Origin of the sequence: Flavisolibacter tropicus, from assembly GCF_001644645.1 — a bacterium.
Classification (GTDB): domain Bacteria; phylum Bacteroidota; class Bacteroidia; order Chitinophagales; family Chitinophagaceae; genus Flavisolibacter; species Flavisolibacter tropicus.
The window spans coordinates 4,896,648-4,920,504 of record NZ_CP011390.1; the positions used below are offsets into that span (position 1 = coordinate 4,896,648).

Here is a 23,857-nt window from a genome sequence, read left to right on the forward strand (position 1 = left end):
CAAAAGGAGAGCGCTAATGAAAACGCTCAAGCAGAGTTTTAATCTCATTGTTTTGGTATTTGGATAGGACTTTCTCGTCTAGGTGATACAGTAATATGGTACGTTCTTCTGCAGGTAGTTTGTTCTTTAATCGTTGTGCTACAGCCTCTAAAACGTTTATAGGACTGTTCTCATAGCGCAGCCAATCACCTGCTTTAAATGCATAGCCATTAATCACTGTATCGCGGGCAAAGGTAACCTTTTCCTTGTTGGAGGATAGGGGAAGTTGCTGAGGGTAAAAGAGGCCCTTATATTGATTTTTTGAAAACCATACATACCAATCAAACAGTGGTAAGGCTACATCTAAATGCAAAGGGTAGTTGCGAAGACCTTTAACGTATTTATCCAATTCACTTGTCTCTATAATAGAGTTGCCTGTTGATGCACTACGTAGGTTGCCCATATTATAACACATTAGCAACCCTTTATCTACAGGCGGTATGCCGGTTTGATTGGTAAACTTTAGTTGGTGTAATCGTATGGTTGCCGATAGCTTCTTTTGATCAAAGAAAGGTTGCTGCTTAAGTGATTTTAATAACCCAAAGTATTTGTCTTTTGTACTCACCGTCCAGTCGCAATCTATCTGTATTTCATTGCTAGTGTTGATCTGATTGTTGACAATAATATCTGATAACAGTTTTGTAATATTTACGGCTAACGTATGTATATGAGATGTATCCGCTTTTTGTAAGGTTTCGTTGGTAATGAATACAACCGGAGTGATGGCAACACTATCAGGAATAGAATCCCTCATGCGGATAATAGCAATAGGGTATGGTTGCTTCAATTCCTCTTCCCATTCTACATCAAAGAATTTAATAAAGAGTTGTTGAACAGAAAGATCCTGCAAGGTCTTTCTTTCCTGTGATGATAAGTGAAAAGATGAACGCCAGTAGTAAAAGCCGTGGTTAACTTTTGAGGGAGTTGCAGGCGATGTACAACCGAAAATAATACAGGTAGTGATGAAGAGAAGAACGTAGGATATGGACAAAGAAAAAGCTCTCATTGTTGTAATGATGCTACAAAAATGAGAGCTTTTTACGAATTATTTACCAAGTAAGCTGCTTACAGCACCTTGCAACATTGGATACTTTTCTACAATAAACCCTTTGAGTGTTTCCAGCACTTTTTGAGCTTGCTCGTCTGTTAAACCAGCTTCTGATTTTAAACGCTCTGTCAACTCATTTACCTGGCCTTGAGCGTTGTCTTTGTTCATACCAAACATATTTCCAAACATGATCTCTGATTTTAAGATTTAAAATGATTTAAGTGATTGCGCTACAAGCTTCAAGCCACACGCTGTTCGCTTCTTGTAGCTTGTAGCTTACAGCTTGTAGCTTCCTTATGCTACTTTCAGCAAACTCAACTTGCTCTTGTCAAACTTGCGTTGTGCGTATTCCAGATCCAGTGTAAAGAACTTCTCTTTAGAAGAAGGTAGTTCAAACATAGCATCGGTTAGAATGCTTTCGCAGATAGAACGTAAGCCACGAGCGCCCAGTTTGTATTCTACAGCTTTCTCAACCATAAAATCAAATACCTCTGGCTCGATATTCAATTTAATACCTTCCAGCTCAAACAGGCGAACGTATTGCTTTATTAATGCATTCTTAGGCTCTACCAGGATAGCGCGTAAAGTTTCGGCATCTAGTGGATCCAAGTGGGTTACTACAGGCAAACGACCCAATAACTCTGGTATCAGGCCAAACATTTTCAGATCCTGCGCATTTACATAACGTAACAGGTTCTTCTTCATGTTTTCCTGCAGATCCTTATCTACGTTAAAACCAATAGTATTGGTTTGTACACGGCGGCCAATGATCTTGTCAATACCATCAAAGGCACCACCGCAGATAAAGAGAATATTTTGAGTGTTGATCTTAATAAGCTTTTGCTCTGGGTGCTTACGGCCACCTTGCGGTGGTACCAGTACATCAGTACCTTCCAGCAGCTTCAGCATACCTTGCTGCACACCCTCGCCACTAACGTCGCGGGTAATAGAAGGGTTATCTCCTTTGCGGGCTATCTTATCAATTTCGTCAATGTATACAATGCCACGTTCTGCTGCTGTAACATCATAGTTGCAAACCTGCAACAGGCGTGTAAGAATGCTTTCCACGTCTTCACCCACATAACCTGCTTCCGTGAATACGGTGGCATCTACAATAGTGAAAGGCACATTCAGCATCTTGGCAATGGTTTTGGCCAGCAGGGTTTTACCCGTACCGGTTTCACCTACCATTACAATGTTGCTTTTTTCGATCTCAATATCGTTGCCGCTTACATTCTCGCTTTTGTATTGAAGTCTTTTGTAGTGATTGTATACCGCTACTGACAGTACTTTCTTGGCTTCATCCTGGCCAATGATGTACTCATCGAGGAACTTCTTCATTTCCATCGGCTTCTTTACTGTCAGCTTGAAGGAAGAAGATCCAGCCGATTTGTCATCCCGCACCATCAACTCCTGGTCAATGATTTCACGGGCGTGCTCAACACAGTTTTCACAGATATGTCCTTCTTGCCCGGCAATGAGGATTTTTACCTCATCCCGACTGCGACCGCAAAATGAACAGTGTAATATATTTTTTGCCATTAGTTGATTCGAGTCATTAACTAAGAAGCCTTTTCCGGCCTTTTAGCTGCATTAAGTTAGCAAAAATAAAAAGAAACCGTTGGGACACAACGGTTTCTTTTACCTTTTAGGAAACTCTTAGTAGTGCGTCTAATAAAGTTTTGTCATGATTTGATCCACAATTCCGTACTCAATGCTTTTTTCCGCATCCATCCAGTAGTCGCGCTCAAAATCTTTGCGGATGCGCTCAATGGTCTGACCGGTATTCTCTGCCAGGATACGGGCACCCATTTCCTTGGTACGAAGGATCTGCTCAGCATGGATCTCCATATCGGCGCTAACACCTTGAATATGACCACCTAACGAAGGTTGGTGGATCATTACCTCTCCGTGAGGGAAGATAAAACGGCGACCTTTTTCACCTGCACTTAACAGGATAGAGCCCATTGAAGCAGCCAAGCCCATACAAATGGTGCTTACCGGCGACTTGATAGCTTTCATCATATCGTAGATCACCATACCGCTGGTAACAGAACCACCAGGGCTGCTGATATAGAATTTGATCTCTTTACCAGGCTGGTCAGCGTCTAACAGTAACAGTTTAGTAACAACGTCTTTTGCCGATTTATCATCTACAATCCCCCACAGGTAGATAGCACGGGAGTCATAAAAATATTGCTCTAAGCGCTTATACAGCATACGGGTATCTACCTCGGCACGCTCTTCTTTTTCGGCGTCATCGTCTTTATCAGGTTCCTCTGGATTAGGCTGTGGTTGCATAACCCAGCGATTATTCATTATGTCTTGTAAACTCATTGTTCCTCTTTTAGGGTTAAATTATTTAGCTTCTATTTTCTTGTCCTTTCTAGGGTTTACCAATAACACTTCGTCTACCAGGCCGTACTCTTTCGCTTCAGCGGCCGTCATCCAGTAGTCGCGTTGAATGTCCTCCTGAATTCTGTCTGTATTCTGTCCGGAGTGGCGGCTGTAAATTTCATTCAACTCCTGCTTCAGTTTTTTAATTTCCCGAACAGTGATCTCAATGTCTGTAGCTTGCCCGCCAATAGCACCAGATGGCTGGTGTAACATGACACGGCTATGTCTAAGTGCAGCTCTTTTACCGTTGGTACCTGCTGATAGCAACAACGATCCCATAGAGGCAGCCATACCAATACATATAGTGGCTACATCTGGACTTACATACTGCATGGTATCATATATACCTAAACCGGAGTATACGCTACCACCGGGAGAGTTGATGTACATGTTGATATCACGTGTTCTGTCGGTGCTGTCTAAGAATAATAATTGGGCGGTTACAATATTGGCCACTTCATCGTTAATAGGATAACCTAAAAAGATGATGCGGTCCATCATCAAACGGCTGTAAACGTCCATTACAGCTACGTTCATAGGGCGTTCCTCAATAACGTTGGCAGTTAAGGCGGTTACCATATGATTCGTGTAGCTATTTAGTGTATTGCTGGAGATTCCGCGATGCTTCACGGCGTATTTCTCAAATTCGTTCTGAAAACTCATATCGTCTATTAATTAGGTAAAGCAATTTAATGGATACGAATGTAGCAAATCCCATGCTACCCCAAAAAATACGACAAAAGGACAGAAGTTGATTAGCTAATGTAAAAATTAGCTGATAAACCGATGGAAGGGCAGACAAAAAAGAATGAGTCAATGATCAGGGGAAGCCCCAAAACCCAGTTTCCAATTCTTTTCTATTTACCAGGAGGAAACCCTATTAAGGCTTTTGCTAGCCAGATTTCAATATATTTTAAGTTAGGCCATCTCTCTTTTATTTACCGTTTCCTGGCCTTATTAGTTGCTTATCGGGGGCCTTTCGTTAGGATTTCTTCGAGACTCCTTCGAGACTTGTTCGAGACCGCTTCGGAAATCTCCGAAGAAGCCCCGAAGGATTCCCGAAGCAGACCAAAACAAATCCCTAAGAGAGGGGGTGGCGATCGGCAAAAGAGCGGAAAAGAAGAATAGGGAAGCCATTAATGCTCCCGCAAGTTGCACTATCGGTAGCTACCCTAAAGTGTTCACTAACCGGAATTTAAAATCATCCGTGGAATCCATCCAAAATCCTTAAATCCGTGATATAAAAAAAGGAGAACAGGTTTCCCTATTCTCCTTTAGCTATTTGCGTTTGAAATAATTAATGTTCGTGGTGAGCGTGTTGGTGCTCTTGGTTCATGCGGATGAACTCTTCTTTAGAGATCGGAGTTTCTGTAGCATTTACTTGACCTTCAGCCCATTCAAACACTTTCTGTGTTTGAAGACGGTTATAAGAATCCTCTACATATTTACGATCTTTCATCATGCGGTCAATGTAGTCGCGTACCCAGTCTTGCTCTTCATCCAGTGCACTCATACCCATGTAGCCCAACAATTGTTGTTTAGCAAACTGGCGCAGGTCCTCGTGCTGTACCTGGATATTGTTATCGGCGATGATCTTTTCAGTGATCACGCTCCACTTCAGCTGGTTCAGGAATTGCGGGAATTCATGCGCTACCTGCTCATCAGTTTTAGGCTGATTGTTTTCTCCCTGTGTTTTTAACCAACGCTTCAGGAACTCCTCAGGGAAGTTGACAGTTGTGTGGTCTAATAACACGTGGTAAAGTGAGTGCTGCAACTGGTTGCTGCTTTCGTTATTCCACTGAGTTTCTAGTTCTGTTCTTAATTTATTGCGGAAATCTTCTTCTGTTTTGATCTCTGCATTAGGGAACAGCTGCGCAAAGAATTCTTCGTTCAACTCGCGAGGCTCTACCAAACCCACCTTAGTGATATCTAGGCGGAAGTTGCGGTTGGTACCGCTGTCAATGCCCAGATCTTGCAGAATCCACTGTGCTTCCTGGCCTTCAAAAGCCTCATCAAAGTTCAGTTGGATAGTGTCACCAGTCTTTTTGCCAATCAGGCTAGGGCGGAAGCTTTCTTTAAAGTATTTAACCAATACAGAGTTGTCTTTGCGGATACCGCCTTCTAACTCATTACCAGCAGCGTCAGTTTCTACGAAGTTTACGTTCAGCACGTTATCATCGCCTGTAACTGCTTCAGGCTCAGTCATATTGCCATAGCGTACACGCAGGCGTTCAACCTCTTCGTTCAGCATGTCATCGGTAATCTCTACCTTATAACGCTTCAGGTTTTCAGCACCTAGGTTAGGCAGCTGGAAGTCAGGCTTCATACCTACTTCAAACTGGAAGGTATAATTGTCAGGCTTATTGATATCCAATTGACCCAGGTTCATCTCCATTGGCAGTGGCTGCGCGAAGATGTCCAGCTTTTCAGTCTGGATATAATTGTATACTTCCTGGTCAACTTTCTTTAGTACTTCGTCAACAAACAGGGAGTTGCCATACATCTTTTTGATCAGACCGGCAGGCACCATGCCTTTGCGGAAGCCAGGGATATTGGCCTTTTTGCTATATTCTTTTAATGCTTTTTCAAAAGAAGGGAGATAATCTTCTTTATTGATGGTAATATTTAATTTCTCGTGAAGAGAACCAATGTTCTCTCTGGTTACTGTAGCCATAAACACTATTTAAAGGGGTGCAAAACTAACGGAAATACACGAGAACACCATCGGAAGCTCATTCTGTTCTGCTTTAGAGCTGTTAAAACAAGAATTGTGGTTGAATAATCTTAGGGTGATAGCTTCCTGATTACCCGATTCATCATATGTTAATAACACTTTATGCATCAAGCATTTTCCGCAGCTGTAAAAGCCTGTAGCTTCATAAACAAATCAGTTGTAATGGCGTTCTGTTAGGAAGTCATGCATGCCTAAATCGTATGGAATCGTACGCTTTATCAGTGTAGATTCTGTCGTAGGATTTCGACTGGTTTTGAACTCACATTAGGACATACTAAACCAAAACTAAAATTATGAAGAAGAAACACCTACGCTTTTTATTCCTCTCCATTTCTATCCTTACTCTTTCTACGGCTATAGGACAAACAAAGAGTAACGGGACAAAAAAAACAGCAGCAAATGATAGCGATTTTGAAGTGCCGCTTACCCCAGGCGAAAAAGCGAATGCAAAACTGACGGAAGAGTTGGTACAGAATTATTTAGAATACATAAAAGGACAGACGCAAAAGCAAAATACTGGTATGAGCGTAGCCGATAAGTCTGCTAAGTTGATTGAGTATTTTAATACAAATGGGCTAATTCAGGACAAGTTGGCTAAGTTATACGACACAAAATTTTCAAAGCCTGTTACCTTCAAAGCCTTACCTAATGAGCCTGCAAAGTTTCACCTGTTAGCAGGAATACAAGAACCTATTATAAATCTCCCAGTGGCTTTGGCTACCTATACAGAACGCACTGCTGAGGCTTATTTAGGGAAAATAGATAAAGCGGAAGATGAGGCAAAAAGGGCAGCCCAGGAATTGGCAGGGGAGACTAAAGTAGTGCAAACGTATAAGAAGGGCGGTGATGAGGCTGTAAAAAAAATGTATGAGGAAGAGGTAAATGCCAGTTTTAAAAACAATCCTGTGCTGGCACAAATGGATGTGGCTGCACTGCAGAAAATGTCACAAAAAGAGAGAGAAGAATATGTAAGAAAGATGACAGCTGCTCAAACAGGAGGTGCAACGCCAGAGCAAATTCAAAAAATGACACCCGACCAGAAAAGAGCTATGGCAGAACAAATGATGCGCAATCAGAGCGGGCAGTCAGCACAGAGCGCTTTTACGCAGGAGATGATGACTAATAAAGCATTCGCCAAACGTTTTAATGAGGCTGGTACTGAAGAAAAACAAAAGATCTATAAAGAGTTTGAGGAAAGGTATTATGGCCAGGCAGGCAAGCCAGCATCTGCAACGGCAAGTAATCAACAAAAGGGAGCAAGCACTCAAAATATTGCGCAAGTAAGAGAATTGCAGGAATTTCAAAATAAAACAACCCAGGTAATCAAAAAGCTGGAGGCTGATTTAACCGTAATTGGTAATCGGCAGTCTGACTATGATAGAGCTATCAGGCTAAAAGCAGGTACCCTTACACAATGGGTGAAAAAAAGCATGGATGCATCTCCTAGGGTAAGTAGGTCTGAATATGGAACTGAAATACTCTATGAGGGTGAAATCAAACATGCTGCGGGGGCTATGTTCTATGAATTGGAGCAGGAAAAAACAGTAAAAGAGACAGAGATTTGGTATGCAAAGGTAAAAGTGCATGGTGAGGCGCTTAGAGAACTAGAAAATCTTGCAGCAGCCTATTCCAAGACTTCAAGTGATGACATCAAACTACAGGTAGCTTCCTTACGTGCAGGTGGTTTTGAAAGCATTCGCCAGCTATTAAAAGAGGCTGATCGTATAAGTAATAATGCGGCATCGGCTCAATACCAGTTTAACTGTGAAATACTACACGATTGTAAAGATCCGCGTCAGGATAAAAGAAGATCATAAAAGCGAGTACTGGAAGCTGTAAATAAAAAAGACCTCTTACTAAGTAAGAGGTCTTTTTTGTGCGGATGATAGGAGTCGAACCTACACGCCTCGCGGCGTCAGATCCTAAGTCTGATGCGTCTGCCAATTTCGCCACATCCGCTTTGGGGTGGCAAATGTAGGGGATTTTATTAAAGTTTATAAATCTTATTGTTGTTAAAAAAAATCTGGGGGCTAAATGCTGTAAATTCGTTGGTTATGGAAACCGTAGCGCAGATACCGAAGTATAACTTAAATGAAGAGCAGGAAAAGAAGCTTATCCTAAGGGAATACCGTGCCTTACTGCGTGGGCTAAAGTCTCGTATCAAGCCTGGTGACCGCCGTTTACTTCGCCTGGCCTTTGAAATGGCGGCTGATGCACACAAAACCATGCGCCGCAAAAGCGGCGAGCCTTATATTTTACATCCACTGGCTGTAGCGCGTATTTGTGTAGAAGAAATTGGGCTGGGTATACGTTCTTCCATTTGTTCCTTACTGCACGATACGGTAGAAGATACTGATATTACAATAGAGGACATCCAGAGGGAATTTGGAAACGAGATTGCCCGTATTGTAGATGGACTGACAAAGATCTCAAACGTTGTAGATGTTAACGCCTCCCAGCAGGCTGAAAATTTCCGGAAAATACTGATGACGCTGACTGATGATCCCCGCGTGATCATCATCAAGCTGGCCGACCGCTTACACAATATGCGGACTTTGGAAAGCATGAAGCCGGAAAAACAATTAAAGATTGCTTCCGAAACGGTGTATGTATACGCACCGCTGGCCCATCGTATGGGCCTTTATAACATTAAGACGGAAATGGAAGACCTGGCCATGAAATACCTTGAGCCAGGGCCTTATAAAGAAATAGCGCAAAAGCTGGCAGAGACCAAGCGCGAGCGCACCCGTTATATCAATGAGTTTATTAAGCCATTAAAAGATAAGCTCGAGGCCGGTGAATTCAACTTTGAGATATATGGCCGCCCCAAAAGCATTCACTCCATCTGGAATAAGATCAAAAAGAAGGCTGTGGCTTTTGAAGAGGTGTACGATCTTTTTGCCATCCGTGTAATACTGGATTCTCCCACTGAAAAAGAAAAAGAAGACTGCTGGAAAGTGTATTCAATGATCACAGATGAATACATGCCATCGCCAGAACGCCTGCGCGATTGGTTAAGCAATCCTAAAAGCAATGGTTACGAGGCCCTGCACACTACAGTGATGGGGCCGCAGGGGAAGTGGGTAGAGGTGCAGATACGCACCAAGCGGATGAACGAGATTGCCGAAAAGGGGCTGGCAGCACACTGGAAGTATAAAGAAGGCGCCAGCGATGAAAGCCGTTTTGATAAATGGTTTAACCAGATACGTGAGGTGCTGACGAGCCAGGATACTGATTCGGTTGATTTTCTGCAGGACTTTAAAACCAGCTTCCTGGCAGAAGAGATCTATATCTATACACCAAAGGGCGATGTAAAGATGTTGCCCGTAGGTGCTACTGCACTGGATTTTGCCTTTAGCGTACACAGTGTGGTTGGTAGTAAATGTATTGGTGCTAAGGTGAATCATAAGCTGGTACCCATTAGCCATAAGCTGCGTAGTGGTGACCAGGTAGAGATCATTACCTCTAACAAGCAAAAGCCATCGGAAGACTGGCTGAACTTTGTGGTAACAGCTAAGGCTCGCACCAAGATCAAAGACGCGCTCAAAGAAGAAAAGAAGTCAATTGCAGATGAAGGGAAATATATACTGCAACGAAAATTGGAAGGTCTTGGAGTTGCTGTTAACCAGCACAATTTAGAAGAGCTGGTAACCTTTTATAAATACCCGTCTCAGCTGGAGCTGCATTACCAGATTGCTATTAAGAACAATGACCTGAAAGAACTCAAAGAATTCAAGGTTGTTGGAGATCGGATTGAAGCTCCTAAACCCGTGAAGGTGCAGCATGAGCCGAAGCCGGAATACAATCCTGCCTTAGCTAAAAAAGATACGGAACTGATCATTTTTGGTGAGAGCAGCGATAAGATCGTTTATAACCTGGCCAACTGTTGTAAGCCCATTCCAGGCGATGATGTGTTTGGGTTTGTAACCACGGGTAAAGGCTTGACCATTCACCGCATCAACTGTCCTAATGCCACTAAGCTATTAAGTAACTATGGCCACCGCATTGTAAAAACCAAGTGGGCTAAGAATAAGGAGATTTCATTCCTGACAGGTTTAAAGATCATTGGAATGGACGATGTGGGCGTGGTGAGCAAGATCACTAATGTAATCAGTAGTGAGTTGCGCTTGAATATTTCGGCTATTACCATTGAATCAAAAGAAGGCTTGTTTGAAGGTACCATTCGTTTATTTGTGCATGATAAAGAGCAATTGGATGAATTGGTAAAACGCTTAAAGTCACTGCATGGCATTCACTCGGTAGACCGCTTTGATACTGAAACAGCCGGTTAGTTTATCAATAGAGAATAATAAGGATCAATACTGGTAAGTACTGTTACTTTATATGTTTTGAAAGAGCGTTTCCAGCAATGGCAAACGCTCTTTTTTTAATGCTTTTTATAACTTTTATCGGTTAGTGCTTTCGGCATTTCATACTTATTTCAGTTAGTTTTTTTCATGCTTCAGTTAATGAAAATGCGGCTTCAGCAAATGATTATTTTCTATATGAAGCACATGTGATAATGCATTTGTCCTACCTGTAAACTAGTCAAATGCAAATGAGAAAACTTCTACTCTGCGCATGGGTACTACTGTTAGGAATTACGAGCTGGGCCCAGCAAGCTATTACAGGGACAGTAGTTGACGCCTCTAATAATCCATTATCAGGTGTGAGTGTACAATTGCTCAACTCCAGCATTGGAACAACCACCGATGCCAATGGCCGTTTTAGTATTTCTGTTCCAAATAAAACAGGTGTCCTTCAATTCTCTTATGTTGGTTTTCAAACGCAAACTATCGATCTGGCTACCGCTACTGTAGATCTGAAGGTGACGATGCAGGGAGGAGGACAAGGTAACTTGCAAGAGGTAGTAGTAACAGGTATTGCCTCTTCTGTAAGGCGTTCTAACTTGGCAAATGCCGTTTCTTCTATTTCAGCAAAGCAATTAGTTGGAACTACGGTACAGCCATCAATGGATGCCGCATTGTATGGCAAGTTTACAGGCGCCAACATTTCGGCAAACTCTGGCTCTCCAGGCGGAGGTATATCTGTTAAGCTGAGAGGTATAACTTCCTTAATTGCCAACTCACAGCCACTCTTTATTGTCGACGGTGTTTACTACGATAACTCATCTATTCTTCCAGGCTTGAACTCTGTTTCAAAAGCAGCAGGCCAGGGAAGTACAGATTTCCAGGACAACCAATCGAATCGTATAGCCGACCTGGATCCGGAAGATATTGATCGTATTGAAATACTGAAAGGGGCTTCTGCGGCAGCTATCTATGGTGCCAGGGCGGCCACTGGTGTTGTAATTGTTACTACTAAGCGGGGCAAATCTGGCAAACCTCGAATTGAATTAGGGCAATCTTTTGGCGTGCAAATGCAATTAAGAAAGTTAGGCATGTCGGATTGGACAGCCCAGAAAGTGGTAGCTGTTTTCGATTCTAGCAGGCTTGCGCTGTACAACGCATCTAATGGAAAAACCTATAATTATGAAGACGAGTTATTTGGCAATAAAGGGTTTATGAGTAATACGCGCATCAGCGTGAGTGGAGGTAATGATGCTACTAAGTATTACCTGGGTTATACTTACAAAGATGATGAAGGTATAGTAAAAAGAACCGGCTATCAGAAATCTTCTTTTCGGGTGAATGTGGATCAGCGTGTTACTAATTTTCTGGATCTATCTGTAAGTGCTAATTATGTGAACTCCCAGGCAGACAGGGGCTATTTTAATAACGATAATACCAGTTCCACAATGGGGGTATCGTATGTAGCGACACCCAATTGGGTGAATTTATATCCCGATGCCAATGGCGTGTATCCAAAGCACCCTTTTGTGCCTTCTAACTTTATACAAACAAGGGACTTGATCACCAATCGTGAAAAAGTAGAAAGAATGCTTGTAGGGGGCACAGGCACTTGGAAGATTCTGAATAAGGGTATTCATGATCTGCGTCTTATTGCCAGAGGCGGTATTGACCAGTATACCCTGAATACCATTGCTATTTTTCCACCAGATCTACAGTTTCAATCAGGGGGTAACGGTACCAATGGTGCATCTATTAATGGAACAGCCATTACTAAAGGATCGAATCTGTCGGCTTTTTTACTGTATTCTTTGGATATCTCTAAGGATCTGAACTTGCGTACACAGGCTGGTTTGACCGCTGAGAATTTTGATCAGGACCATGTATTGAATACGGCTACCCAATTGATTGGTACCCAAACCAATGTTAACCAGGCCGGTGCGGTTCAGGTGCAACAAACAAAGATCAAGCAAAGAGACCGCGGTTTCTTTGTGCAGGAAGAAGCCAACTACAAAGAACTGGTAATAGCAACTGTTGGATTAAGGGGAGATCGATCATCTCGAAATGGCGACGCTAACAAACTCTATTACTTTCCCAAAGGTTCTGTTGCCTTTAACGTGCATAAATTGGGTGGCGGTTTATCACTAGGGCCAATCAGCCAAATAAAGCTTCGTGGTGCTTATGGTGAATCAGGAAACTTCGCACCATTTGGAGCCATTTATTCACCTTTAGTGTCTGTAGGATATGGCGGAACTACTGGATCGCTAATTAATATAACACGCGGTAATACGAATCTGAAACCTGAGACTCAAAAAGAGCTGGAGATGGGAACAGATATCGGAGCTTGGAACAACCGCGTTACGCTGGAATTTACCTATTACAGGAAGATTGTTGATGATCTGATCCTAAAAGCGGACGTTGCTTTGTCTTCCGGCTTTCAAGATTATTGGCAGAATGTAGCTAAAATCAGAAACACCGGTATTGAAATAGCACTAAATGCTACCATATTCGATAAAAAAGATTTTCACTGGACACAAACCACCTCTTTCTGGCAAAACAATGCTATTGTTACCCGGCTAGACGTTCCTGCATTTAATACAGGAGCCTTTGGTGCTACCTTAGGAACATACCGGATAGAGGAAGGAAAAAGCCCTACACAAATTGTGGGAGTGGGTAGAGTGAAAGAAGATGGTGCTGACCCCAATACCGGCCTGGCAGTGTTTGGTGATGGTGAACCAGATTTTAATATTTCTTCTTATCATACCCTGACTTACAAAAATTTCGACTTTAGTTTTCTGTTACACTGGAAACAGGGAGGTGAAAACATCAACCTAACCACATTCCTTTCTGACAATTTTGGTACGTCTCATGATTGGAACGATAGAGATCTTGACCCAAGCGGTCAGAAGACTAACGGACAGTACCGGTTATCAATAACTGGAACAACTGCACAACCTTGGGTGCAGAATGCTAGTTATTTCCGGGTGCGGGAGATGGGCTTGACCTATACAATGCCGAAAGAATGGTTTAGAAATATCGCCACTGTACGAGTGGGGGTTTCTGGTCGTAACCTCATTAACGTTTTTGATTATCCTAGCTATGATCCAGAGGTTTCCAATTTTGGTATTGGAGCTATTTCCAGCAACGTAGAGGTTACTCCTTATCCATCATCTAAAAGTATTCACTTTAACGTGTATGTTACCTTCTAGACCCTTAAACGTTTTACAATGAGACCAAATATCAATAGATATCAAACAGTACTTCTAATACTTTTCTACGCACTGGTATTAAATGCCTGTAAAGTGGATCCCATAGAAGATCCCAATAACCCTAATGGTAATACCATTGGAGAAAACGCTACAATTGGTGAAATTCAAAATCTGGCCACGGGTACAGAATCTGCTATGCGAGACAACCTGAATAATTATTATGATGATGTCGGTGTAATTGGGCGTGAAATTTATCGCTTTTCTGCTTCTGACCCGCGTTTTACAACAGAGTTGTTAGGGAAAGGGAATGCAGTCTTGGATAGCAATACTTTTTACATCACCAATCCTTATGGAGCGCGATACAGGACTATCCGGAACGCTAATATTTTAATTGATGCATTAACCAATACAAAAGCCGTTGCAAATGGCACTATTACAGAAGAACAACGGAAGGCAGGAATAGCCTATGCCAAAACCATACAGGCACATGAGTTACTGAGTGTCTTAAATCTTTTATATAATAATGGAGTCAGAGTTGATGTGAAAGACCCGGATAAGCTTGGACCTATTTTAAACAGGCAACAAGGACTGGATGCCATCCTGAATCTTTTGAATGAGGCCAATGCGGATTTAAAAGACAAAAGTGCCGATCTTCCGTTCAATACCTTGCTCTCATTTTTAGATCCCCCATCCCGCAAAGCTTCCGATTTTTCAAAGTTTAATAGAGCCTTGGCTGCACGAGTAGCTGTTTATAAAGAAGATTGGGCAACTGCCAATACAGCATTGAACGAATCTTTTCTTAGCCTGACAGGTGATTTAAAAATGGGGGTCTACTATCGATACTCAGTGGCAGGGAACGACCAGTTGAATACTGTATTCTTTCCATTGAATTCTAGTGGGGAGGTAAGATTAGCTCACCCAAGCTATGTTACTGACGCTACTACTGGGGATCTTAGGTTAAGTAAGGCTTCGAAAAGAACAGCTCCTGAATCGTTAGACGGCTTGACTAGTAATTATGACTTAAACATTTATAAAACGAATGTTGATCCGATACCTATAATCAGGAACGAAGAATTGATATTGCTTATTGCAGAGGTTAAGGCACAGTTAGGCACTACGACCGAGGCGGTTGCCGCCATCAACCGGATCCGGAATGCAGCAGGTATAGGAAACTATACAGGCGCAACCGATAAACAAAGTTTAATTACAGAAATATTGAAGCAACGGCGTTATTCCCTGTTTGGAGAAGGGCACCGATGGATTGATATGCGGCGTTATAATTTATTAAGCCAACTGCCCATTGATAGAACAGGCGATGATGTATGGGTTCAATTTCCTATACCGGCAAATGAGCCCAGATAGAGCTTATTGGCAATAAAATGATACGTATTCAAAAGGAAAGCCTCGCAATTTGCGGGGCTTTTTTACTTGAGCTAAATTTAGTGCCGTACATTTGCCCCTCATTCAAGTACTGCTTTATGGTAGATGTTATTTTAGGCTTACAATGGGGAGACGAAGGCAAGGGTAAAATTGTTGACTACTTTGCTTCTCAATACGATATTATCGCACGTTTTCAGGGTGGGCCTAACGCTGGTCACACTTTGTATGTAGGTGCAGAAAACACAAAAGTGGTGTTACACCAAATCCCTTCTGGTGTATTTCATCAAGGCACAACCAATTTAATTGGAAATGGGGTTGTGTTAGACCCGGTAACCTTGCGAAGAGAATGTGCTACAGTAGCAGGCTTTGGCGTAGACTTAAAAAAGAACCTGTTTATTTCTGAAAGAGCGCACTTAATTCTTCCTACTCACCGGGCTTTAGATAAAGCTGCTGAGCAATCGAAAGGTGAGGAAAAGATCGGTTCTACCTTAAAAGGGATCGGACCAGCTTATATGGACAAAACTGGTCGTAATGGGATCCGTGTAGGTGATCTATTGCAAAAGAACTTTACCACATCTTATATAAAGCTGCGTTTAAAGCACCAAAAGCTTTTAGATAACTACAATTTCAATGAAGATATCTCTGCTTGGGAAGAAGAGTTTTTTGAGGCGGTTGAGTTTTTGAAAACCTTGAATATCGTAAACGGTGAATACTTTATCAACGATGCGTTGGCAAAGGGTAAAAAAGTGCTAGCTGAAGGTGCTCAAGGTAGTATGTTGGATATTGACTTTGGTACATTCCCCTTTGTTACTTCCAGCAATACCGTTTCTGCTGGTGTTTGTAGCGGTTTAGGCGTAGCCCCTCAAAGAATCCGTGAGGTAATTGGTGTATCAAAAGCGTATTGTACCCGCGTAGGTAGCGGTCCTTTCCCAACAGAATTGCATGACGCAACAGGTGAGGAGTTAAGAAAGATAGGTAATGAATTTGGCGCTACTACAGGACGCCCACGCCGTTGTGGCTGGATGGACCTGGTGGCCTTGAAATATGCCTGCTTCTTAAATGGTGTTACTTCAATTGTAATGACAAAGGCCGACGTATTGGATGCTTTTGATACATTACAACTGTGTACGTCCTATAAAGTAGATGGTGTAGCCACAGAACAAGTGCCTTACCAAATGGTGGGTAAAACCATTGAGCCTCAATATCAGAGCTATAAGGGTTGGAAAACCAATTCTTCTGTTATAAAAGACGTAGATAGCTTGCCTGAGGCTATGAAGGACTATGTAAAGGTTATCTCTGAGTACTTGGGTACTCCTATCTCGTTTATTTCTAATGGCCCTGGCCGCGATCAAATCGTAAAAACAGAAAAAAAATAAAGTAAAAGCTCGTTAAAAAAAAGTTTTTTAAAATTTGGCGGATTAAAAACTTCGCAGAAATTTTACACCGGTAATTTAAGAAGCTATGTCAGAAATATTAGAATTAGAACAACCGTTAACGACAACAGAGCTTGTTGAAAAATTAATAGCGCAAGCCAAAAAAAGCGCCTCTAAGTCTAAAAGCGAAGAGGACGAGGATGATGATTTTGATGAAACACCAAAAAGAGGTGGTTCTAAAAAAAGTGAAGACGATGATGAGGATGATGACGATATCGATGACGAAGAGTTAGGAGATGAAGAGGATGAGGATTGGGATCCTGACTTTGAAGAGTTTGATCTTCCTAAATCAAAGAAAGGTGGCGGCAAAAAAGGGGAGGATGACGACGATGACTTCAAAATTGAAGAAGATCCTGAGTTTAAAGATCTTTTCAATGACAGCGGCTCTGACTTTGACGACGAAGACGACGATTTTTAAACACTATAAATTCTGTCGCCATCAGCAGTTTTACTATTACTGATGTAACAGGTTTTAAACAAAAAATGTTGAACTGGGCACAACGGTTCAACATTTTTTGTTTTCTAGATAACCAAGATTACACAATACAGCCACGCCATTATGACTGCCTGTTAGCCGTAGGCGCTACAGAGAGGCTGGATGCCACACAGGCCGGCTTTTCTGCAATTGATCCTTTTCTAGAAAAGAGCAATTGGGCTTTTGGCCATTTGTCTTATGAGCTAGGGCTAGACTGGTTTGGATTACCTACGTCTTCTGTTAGCCCTATCGGGTTTCCTTCTTTTCTTTTTTTTCAGCCTCAATACTTGATCCGTTTAACTGGTCATACAGTAGTGATTGAAGGCGTTGATCCAGAAGGTGTATTTACAGAAATCGGGGTACAAAATATAAAGCCTGCTCAATCTTCTACGGTTACCTTTAAGTCAAGATTTACGAAGGAGTCTTACATTGAAACAATCAAACAGCTACAGCGTCATATTCAATTGGGCGATTGTTATGAGATCAACTTCTGCCAGGAGTTTTTTGCAACAGATGTAGTGATCGATCCTTTGTCTGTATTTCTAATGCTATTAGAGGTTTCTCCCAATCCGTTTTCTGCTCTCTATAAGGTGGCTGATAGCTACTTACTCTGTGCTAGCCCTGAACGTTTTCTATGCAAGGAAGGTAGTGTGCTTTTTTCCCAGCCTATAAAGGGCACCAGCAAGCGATTTCCTGCCGATGAAGCATTAGATAAGGCAGCAAAAGAGGCGCTGTATAATAGCGCTAAGGATCGCTCAGAGAACGTTATGGTTGTGGACCTGGTACGTAACGACTTATCAAGGGTTTGCCGGGAAGGCTCCGTACAGGTAGAAGAGTTATTTGGCATTTATGCGTTTCCGCAAGTGCACCAGATGATTTCAACCGTTACCGGTACATTGAAACCGGATATCACCTTTTCAGAAATTATAGAGGCTACCTTTCCTATGGGGTCTATGACCGGCGCTCCCAAGAAGCGTGTGATGGAGCTGATTCGCCAATATGAATTCGGCAGCCGTGGAATCTTTTCGGGCAGTGTGGGATATATTAGACCTGATGGCAACTTTGACTTTAATGTGGTGATTCGTAGTGTTATGTATAACGCGCAATCAAAGTATTTATCCTACCAGGTAGGCTCTGGTATCACCATCTATAGCGATCCGGAGAAGGAGTGGGAGGAATGTCTGCTAAAAGCAGCTGCCATAAAAAAAGTGCTAACCTAAGAGTTAGCACTTTTTTTTAAAGTCTACTATAGATTAAAAGTTTGCTGCGCTACTTAATGTTAAGCGGATAGACTGCTCTAATATTTGTGGCTTTTGCGCTTGGAAAAGCAAGGCTTTATCCGAAGGTAAGCGCAGGTTGTAAGTACCGTTGGCGGCCAGGCTCTTGTCAAATGCTGGATTGAGTTTAGAAAAATCTACCATGTTCATTTTCAGGAATTGGGCTATAACTGTTCCGTTATACTTACCGCTTACGGATATGACTTCCATTCCTTCCATAGCCGTTGCAGGCTGATTTAGCAGCAGTTCCGATCGTTCATTCTGTGTTAAAGTAGTCGCACCGCCATCGCCTTCCATAATGTAATGGGTGGCAATAAACTTCTTTACATGGTTGCGCGACTCGGCTGGCAGGTAGTATTGCATTGACCAGAAGTTACGGCTACCGCTTTTACGAATAGCCGTATTCACATTACCCGGCCCTCCGTTATAGGCTGCAATCACTAAAAGCCAATCGTTATATAGGCCATACAAGTAAGTGAGGTAACGAGCTGCCGCATGGGTGCTTTTTGTGTAATCGGTGCGCTCATCGCTGTTCCTGTTTACGCGTAAGCCCATTAAACGGGCTGTTTCAGGCATTAATTGCCAAGGGCCTACCGCACCTGCCCAGGAAACGGCAGTAGCCTTTAAATCGGACTCAATAACAGATAAATATTTTAATTCAGCTGGTAAACCATGTTTGGTTAGTACATCCGCCATCATGTCGAAGTAGGGACGTCCCCAGCTTTTCATTTTATTCAGCCTTTCGCTGCAGCGATCCATATAATCTTGTACAAAGGAAAGGGCTTGTGGATTCAACTTAACAGAAAAGCCAGTGGTGGCAGCAGTCGATTCAAACAGATCTTTAAATCCATCACGGGGATTGGATATAATAACTGAGTCTTTTATAACTCCATCTTTTATAACAGAGTCTTTTACAGCTGCAAATGAGAAGTTTCCACTTTGTTGGGCGTTACCGGCAATAGTTGCTGTAATAAATGTCGTTAACGGAAATAGGGTTAACAATAAAAGTTTTTTCATCGAGCTCTTTTTTAAGGATTCGCCTAATCACACGGTTATCGGTACTCTCTCTTATTGTTAGTTTCTGGTTGGTTAAAGTGGGGCAAAGGTACCTCATTTTGCACCTCTAATTTACCAAAATGAGGCTAAAACTGTTAGTGTAAACCCAAAAAAGCCGGTACCTAAATGGACCGGCTTTACGCTTTTGGCAATATTTTAATGCTTAAGGCTGTTGTGTTGTTGTAGTGGTGGGAGTCGGACTTGTAGTTGTTGTCTGACGGTCTTTCTCGGTTATGCCATCCTGGATCTCACGGCGCACATTATCTTTTGCATCGTTAAACTCACGGATGCCTTTTCCAAGGCCACGCATCAATTCAGGAATTTTTTTGCCTCCGAATAATAAGAGAATCACTAAAAGGATAAGCAGGATTTCGTTCCAACCAAGGCTCATGACGATTAATTTAGTTGAGTAATAGAAAACAAAGGTATTTATAAAAGTACTCTGTACAGCATATTACAATTGAATTCCATAAAAAAAGCGGGAGTACACTCCCGCTTTATCGTAAGCTTAACAATTATATTATGCCTTAGCTGGTTGTACAGTAGCTCTTTTCTTTTCTTTGATACGAGCACTCTTACCGCTACGCTCACGCTGATAGTACAACTTAGCGCGACGAACACGGCCAGCTTTATTAAATTCAATAGACTCGATGTTTGGAGAAAAGAAAGGGAACAAACGCTCAACACCAACACCGTCAGAGATCTTACGAACGGTGAAGCTAGCTGTAGCGCCAGTACCTTGTACTTTAATTACATCGCCTTTGAAGGACTGAATACGTTCTTTATTACCTTCAATGATTTTATAGTTAACAGTGATGTTATCACCTGCTTTGAATTTAGGATATTCTTTTTTGCCTGTAAGCTGCTCATGAACGAAGGCAATAACGGCGGAGTTCATAACTTCTAATTTTAAGGACGGCAAAGGTAGGGGAAAGATTTCAGATTTCAGATATTAGATTTCAGATTTTTTGTCTGAAATCTTTATTTGGGTTGATTTTAAGGATTTTAGAACCCTAATTATCTGGCAAATTTAGATATGAGTAATCATGTAAAAGAAAAAAGCTGGCCTTTAAAGGCCAGCTTTTTATAAGCATTTATTTTCTCAAAATCTTCAAATCCTACAATCCTAGTTCTATTATCTCGCCACGTTCACTGCACGCTTTTCACGGATAACAGTTACTTTGATTTGACCTGGGTAGGTCATTTCAGTCTGGATCTTCTGGGCAATCTCAAACGACAGCTTTTCGCTTTCATTATCGGTTACTTTATCAGCCTCTACAATGACGCGTAATTCACGTCCAGCTTGAATAGCGTACGCTTTTTCTACACCGTTATAGTTAAGCGCCAGATTTTCCAGTTCTTTAATACGTTGCAGGTATTGCTGCATGATCTCGCGACGGGCGCCAGGACGAGCACCAGAGATGGCATCGCAAGCCTGTACGATCGGGGAGATCACATACTGCATTTCCATTTCATCGTGGTGTGCACCAATGGCGTTTACTACAGCAGGATTTTCACCATATTTCTCAGCAAGCTTAGCACCTAACAAGGCATGGCTTAATTCTGTTTCCTCATCAGGAACTTTACCAATATCGTGAAGCAAGCCAGCACGCTTAGCCAGTTTAGGGTTCAAGCCAAGCTCTGCAGCCATAACTGCGCAAAGGTTAGCCACTTCGCGGCTGTGCATTAACAGGTTCTGACCATAAGAAGAACGGAAACGCATTTTACCTACCAGACGCACCAGTTCTTTATGTAAACCGTGGATACCTAGTTCAATAACGGTACGCTCACCAATTTCCATGATCTGCTCTTCCAGCTGGCGTTTGGTCTTTTCTACCACCTCTTCAATCCGGGCTGGGTGAATACGACCATCTGATACCAGGCGCTGTAAGCTTAAACGGGCAATTTCACGACGCAATGGGTCAAAACAAGAAAGGATGATCGCCTCTGGGGTGTCATCAACAATCAGGTCTACACCGGTAGCCGCTTCAATAGCGCGGATGTTACGGCCTTCACGACCAATGATCTGGCCCTTAATCTCATCACTCTCCAGGTTAAACACCGTTATGGCGTTTTCTATAGCCTGCTCAGCTGCTGTACGCTGAATAGATTGAATAATGATCTTGCGGGCTTCTTTATTGGCTTTTTGCTTAGCCTCATCTATAATGTCTTGTTGTAAGCCCAATGCCTGAGAGTGTGCTTCTTGTTTCAGTCCCTCTATCAGCTGAGATTTAGCTTCCTCTGCTGTTAGGCCAGAGATCTTTTCCAAGCGGCGGGTATGCTCTTCCTGGTGCTTTTCTAATTCAGCCTGTTTGGTATTCAATACCTCTAGCTGACGGTTCAGGTTTTGTTTGATGGCATCGTTTTCTTTAACCTGGCGCTCTAGCTGCTCGGTCTTTTGGTTGATGTTACCTTCTTTTTGCTTTACCCGATTTTCCGATTCAGCCATTTTGCGGTTACGCTCTAAAATTTCTTTGTCGTGCTCCGCCTTTAGTTGTACAAATTTTTCTTTGGCAGACAGTTCTTTTTCTTTTTTAATCGTTTCACCTCTCAGTTCGGCTTCTCTGATAATGTTTTGTGCATGATTTTCAGCTTCTTCTACTTTGCGCTTTGTGTCTTTGGCAAAAATGAATTTGCCAGCTACGATCCCTATCAATAGGGCCACTATAGCAACAATCACGGTTAATATGCTGGAGTCCATTCGTTCTTTTTTTGTTTTGTGTAGTTGATATATAGATAATACAAGGTCACCCCGCTAAAAAAGCGGTAAGAGGCGAAGATACAAAACCAAGTCGATTTCTGGAATTGTTAAACAATTGATACTAAATGGATAAGCTGTGTTGCTTTTTTATTGATTTATAATAAACTTGTAGATCATTATATCACACACTTATGACGAGATCCTCTTTACTCTTTTTATTGCTGCCTTTTGCAGCTACAGCCCAAAACGGGAAAGACTTTTCCGTTACTGGCACACTTAAAAACTTTCCGACTCCAGTAGAAAAGGTATACATCAATTATAGTTTGAATGGTGAATGGAAGCGGGATAGCGCGATTGTTAAAGATGGCACCTACCAGCTTAAAGGTAAAATTGATAACCCTGGCTTGGCCTCTCTAACAGTTGCTTATCTGCAGCCACAACCAATGAGTCGTCAAAGAGACTTGTATCAAATATTTTTGGAGCCTACTGCTATTAAACTGACTTCAATAGATTCTTTTTCCAATGTTACTGTAACCGGATCAAAAGCACATGCTGATTACCTGAGCTTGAAAAAGCAGGTAGATGCCTATGATGCTGTATTTGATCCATTGTATGAGCAGTGGACTGCCTTTAATAAAGAAAAGAATACTAAGGCTAGGGAAGCCATGGAGGTGCGCATTGATTCCGTGCAAGACGAAATGAATGATAAAGTGTACAAAACCTTTGTTAGCAAAAACCCTAAATCACCGGCAGCCTTGTATGCGCTTCAACAATATGCTGGTTTTGATATCGATGCCGACAAGGTAGATCCACTCTTTAAACAACTGCCCGCTTCTACACAACAATGGGCATCAGCCAAAGAATTTAAAGGGCGTATTGAAATAGCTAAGAAAACAGGTGTAGGTAAAATGGCTATGGACTTTACACAAGCCGATACGTCTGGTAACCCTGTTTCTTTAGCTTCTTTCAAAGGTAAATATGTATTGGTTGATTTCTGGGCTAGCTGGTGTGGACCTTGCCGCCGTGAGAATCCCAATGTAGTGGCTCAATTCAATAAGTACAAAGACAAAGGCTTTACGGTTTTAGGCGTAGCGCTGGAGCGCCCTAACGCTAAGGAAAAATGGTTAAAAGCTATTCACGATGATAACCTGACCTGGACACACGTAAGCGATTTCAACTATTTTGATAACGCTGTAGCTAAACAATACGGTATACAGGCTATTCCACAGAACTTATTGTTAGACCCACAAGGAAAGATCATTGCCCGCAATTTAAGAGGCGATAAGCTAGAGAGTAAACTGGCTGCGATCTTTGGTGGTACTGGTTCTACCGCTGCTAACTAATCACATCTACCTGATAAATGAAAAAGCCACCTATTAGAGGGTGGTTTTTTTTATGATTCATTCTCTAGCGAATTGTCAATAAGCTTTTCGAGATTTTGCAAGCGATCAGTGATATGATCGGTATGCATTTGCTGTGATATACCGGCATTTTGCTCTGTAGCAAACCATACCAGCACCATGGCCAGGTAATCCTGCATATCCTTGCCGGCAAACTGGGTCTTATATTCCAGCAATCGATCGTTAATGGTCTTTGCTGTTTTACGTACTACCTCCTCATCCTTAGGCGCTACTTTAATCCGGTAGGTCCGGTCGGCAATCAGGAGGTTTAATAGTATCAGGTCGTTACTCACGCGGTTATTAGTTTAGAATTTAAGTAAGGCTACACGCAGCACGCTTCACGCAGGATAGATGCATTTCTTTTACGTGTAGCGTATAGCTTGTAGCGTGCAGCTCTC

Annotated in this window: 19 protein-coding genes and 1 tRNA gene; 8 read left to right on the top strand and 12 right to left on the bottom strand. The window is 42.2% G+C overall.

What is annotated here, in order from left to right; genetic code table 11:
• Positions 1–13: 13 nt before the first annotated feature.
• The 6 genes from SY85_RS21005 to tig form a co-directional block, all read right to left on the bottom strand.
• Positions 14–1,045 carry a hypothetical protein gene (locus SY85_RS21005; protein ID WP_066407318.1) on the bottom strand — a complete coding sequence of 344 codons (1,032 nt, stop codon included), beginning with the start codon at positions 1,043–1,045 and terminating at the stop codon, positions 14–16.
• A 39-nt stretch (positions 1,046–1,084) separates the two neighbouring features.
• Positions 1,085–1,276 (bottom strand): hypothetical protein, encoded by a 192-nt coding sequence (locus SY85_RS21010; RefSeq protein ID WP_066407319.1) that lies wholly within the window; start codon positions 1,274–1,276, stop codon positions 1,085–1,087.
• A 105-nt stretch (positions 1,277–1,381) separates the two neighbouring features.
• Complete coding sequence (clpX, locus tag SY85_RS21015) at positions 1,382–2,629, bottom strand: ATP-dependent Clp protease ATP-binding subunit ClpX (protein WP_066407322.1); 1,248 nt, start codon at positions 2,627–2,629, stop codon at positions 1,382–1,384.
• A gap of 129 nt (positions 2,630–2,758) precedes the next feature.
• On the bottom strand, positions 2,759–3,424 hold the full coding sequence (locus SY85_RS21020; protein WP_335583196.1) for a ClpP family protease: 666 nt from the start codon (positions 3,422–3,424) through the stop codon (positions 2,759–2,761).
• A gap of 21 nt (positions 3,425–3,445) precedes the next feature.
• On the bottom strand, positions 3,446–4,147 hold the full coding sequence (locus SY85_RS21025) for a ClpP family protease (RefSeq protein WP_066407324.1): 702 nt from the start codon (positions 4,145–4,147) through the stop codon (positions 3,446–3,448).
• 634 nt (positions 4,148–4,781) lie between these two features.
• Positions 4,782–6,158 carry a trigger factor gene (gene tig, locus SY85_RS21035; RefSeq protein WP_066407330.1) on the bottom strand — a complete coding sequence of 459 codons (1,377 nt, stop codon included), beginning with the start codon at positions 6,156–6,158 and terminating at the stop codon, positions 4,782–4,784.
• A gap of 353 nt (positions 6,159–6,511) precedes the next feature.
• On the opposite strand from tig, the gene SY85_RS21040 reads away from it, so the two are divergent.
• A complete protein-coding gene (locus SY85_RS21040; RefSeq protein WP_066407331.1) occupies positions 6,512–8,035 on the top strand; it encodes a hypothetical protein in 1,524 nt (507 codons plus the stop codon).
• A 60-nt stretch (positions 8,036–8,095) separates the two neighbouring features.
• On the opposite strand, the gene SY85_RS21045 is transcribed toward SY85_RS21040, so the two are convergent.
• Positions 8,096–8,177 (bottom strand) — tRNA-Leu (locus SY85_RS21045).
• Positions 8,178–8,272: 95 nt separating this feature from the next.
• On the opposite strand from SY85_RS21045, the gene SY85_RS21050 reads away from it, so the two are divergent.
• From SY85_RS21050 to SY85_RS21075, 6 genes are all read left to right on the top strand, one after another.
• Positions 8,273–10,510 (top strand): RelA/SpoT family protein, encoded by a 2,238-nt coding sequence (locus SY85_RS21050; RefSeq protein WP_066410041.1) that lies wholly within the window; start codon positions 8,273–8,275, stop codon positions 10,508–10,510.
• A 266-nt stretch (positions 10,511–10,776) separates the two neighbouring features.
• The gene (locus SY85_RS21055) at positions 10,777–13,737 is read left to right on the top strand and encodes a SusC/RagA family TonB-linked outer membrane protein (RefSeq protein ID WP_226998929.1); all 2,961 of its coding nucleotides are present in this window, start codon (positions 10,777–10,779) and stop codon (positions 13,735–13,737) included.
• A gap of 18 nt (positions 13,738–13,755) precedes the next feature.
• Positions 13,756–15,099 carry a RagB/SusD family nutrient uptake outer membrane protein gene (locus SY85_RS21060; RefSeq protein WP_066407334.1) on the top strand — a complete coding sequence of 448 codons (1,344 nt, stop codon included), beginning with the start codon at positions 13,756–13,758 and terminating at the stop codon, positions 15,097–15,099.
• 116 nt (positions 15,100–15,215) lie between these two features.
• A complete protein-coding gene (locus SY85_RS21065; RefSeq protein ID WP_066407337.1) occupies positions 15,216–16,493 on the top strand; it encodes an adenylosuccinate synthase in 1,278 nt (425 codons plus the stop codon).
• 85 nt (positions 16,494–16,578) lie between these two features.
• Complete coding sequence (locus tag SY85_RS25725) at positions 16,579–16,968, top strand: hypothetical protein (RefSeq protein ID WP_158513016.1); 390 nt, start codon at positions 16,579–16,581, stop codon at positions 16,966–16,968.
• Positions 16,969–17,033: 65 nt separating this feature from the next.
• Positions 17,034–18,245 carry an anthranilate synthase component I family protein gene (locus SY85_RS21075; RefSeq protein WP_066407340.1) on the top strand — a complete coding sequence of 404 codons (1,212 nt, stop codon included), beginning with the start codon at positions 17,034–17,036 and terminating at the stop codon, positions 18,243–18,245.
• Between the two features lie 33 nt (positions 18,246–18,278).
• On the opposite strand, the gene SY85_RS21080 is transcribed toward SY85_RS21075, so the two are convergent.
• The 4 genes from SY85_RS21080 to rny form a co-directional block, all read right to left on the bottom strand.
• Positions 18,279–19,319, bottom strand: coding sequence for a lytic transglycosylase domain-containing protein (locus SY85_RS21080; protein ID WP_066407342.1), 1,041 nt, complete (start codon positions 19,317–19,319; stop codon positions 18,279–18,281).
• Between the two features lie 202 nt (positions 19,320–19,521).
• Positions 19,522–19,749 carry a Sec-independent protein translocase subunit TatA/TatB gene (locus SY85_RS21085; protein ID WP_066407345.1) on the bottom strand — a complete coding sequence of 76 codons (228 nt, stop codon included), beginning with the start codon at positions 19,747–19,749 and terminating at the stop codon, positions 19,522–19,524.
• A gap of 129 nt (positions 19,750–19,878) precedes the next feature.
• Positions 19,879–20,256, bottom strand: a complete 378-nt coding sequence (gene rplS, locus SY85_RS21090) for a 50S ribosomal protein L19 (RefSeq protein WP_066407347.1) — start codon at positions 20,254–20,256, stop codon at positions 19,879–19,881.
• Between the two features lie 237 nt (positions 20,257–20,493).
• Positions 20,494–22,059: a ribonuclease Y gene (gene rny / locus SY85_RS21095; RefSeq protein ID WP_066407349.1), complete on the bottom strand. Its 1,566-nt coding sequence runs from the start codon at positions 22,057–22,059 to the stop codon at positions 20,494–20,496.
• A 191-nt stretch (positions 22,060–22,250) separates the two neighbouring features.
• Here rny and SY85_RS21100 point away from each other — a divergent pair, with 191 nt between their 5' ends.
• A complete protein-coding gene (locus SY85_RS21100; protein WP_066407351.1) occupies positions 22,251–23,402 on the top strand; it encodes a TlpA disulfide reductase family protein in 1,152 nt (383 codons plus the stop codon).
• 50 nt (positions 23,403–23,452) lie between these two features.
• Here the strand turns inward: SY85_RS21100 and SY85_RS21105 are convergent, their stop codons facing one another.
• Complete coding sequence (locus SY85_RS21105) at positions 23,453–23,752, bottom strand: cell division protein ZapA (RefSeq protein ID WP_066407353.1); 300 nt, start codon at positions 23,750–23,752, stop codon at positions 23,453–23,455.
• Positions 23,753–23,857: the final 105 nt, after the last annotated feature.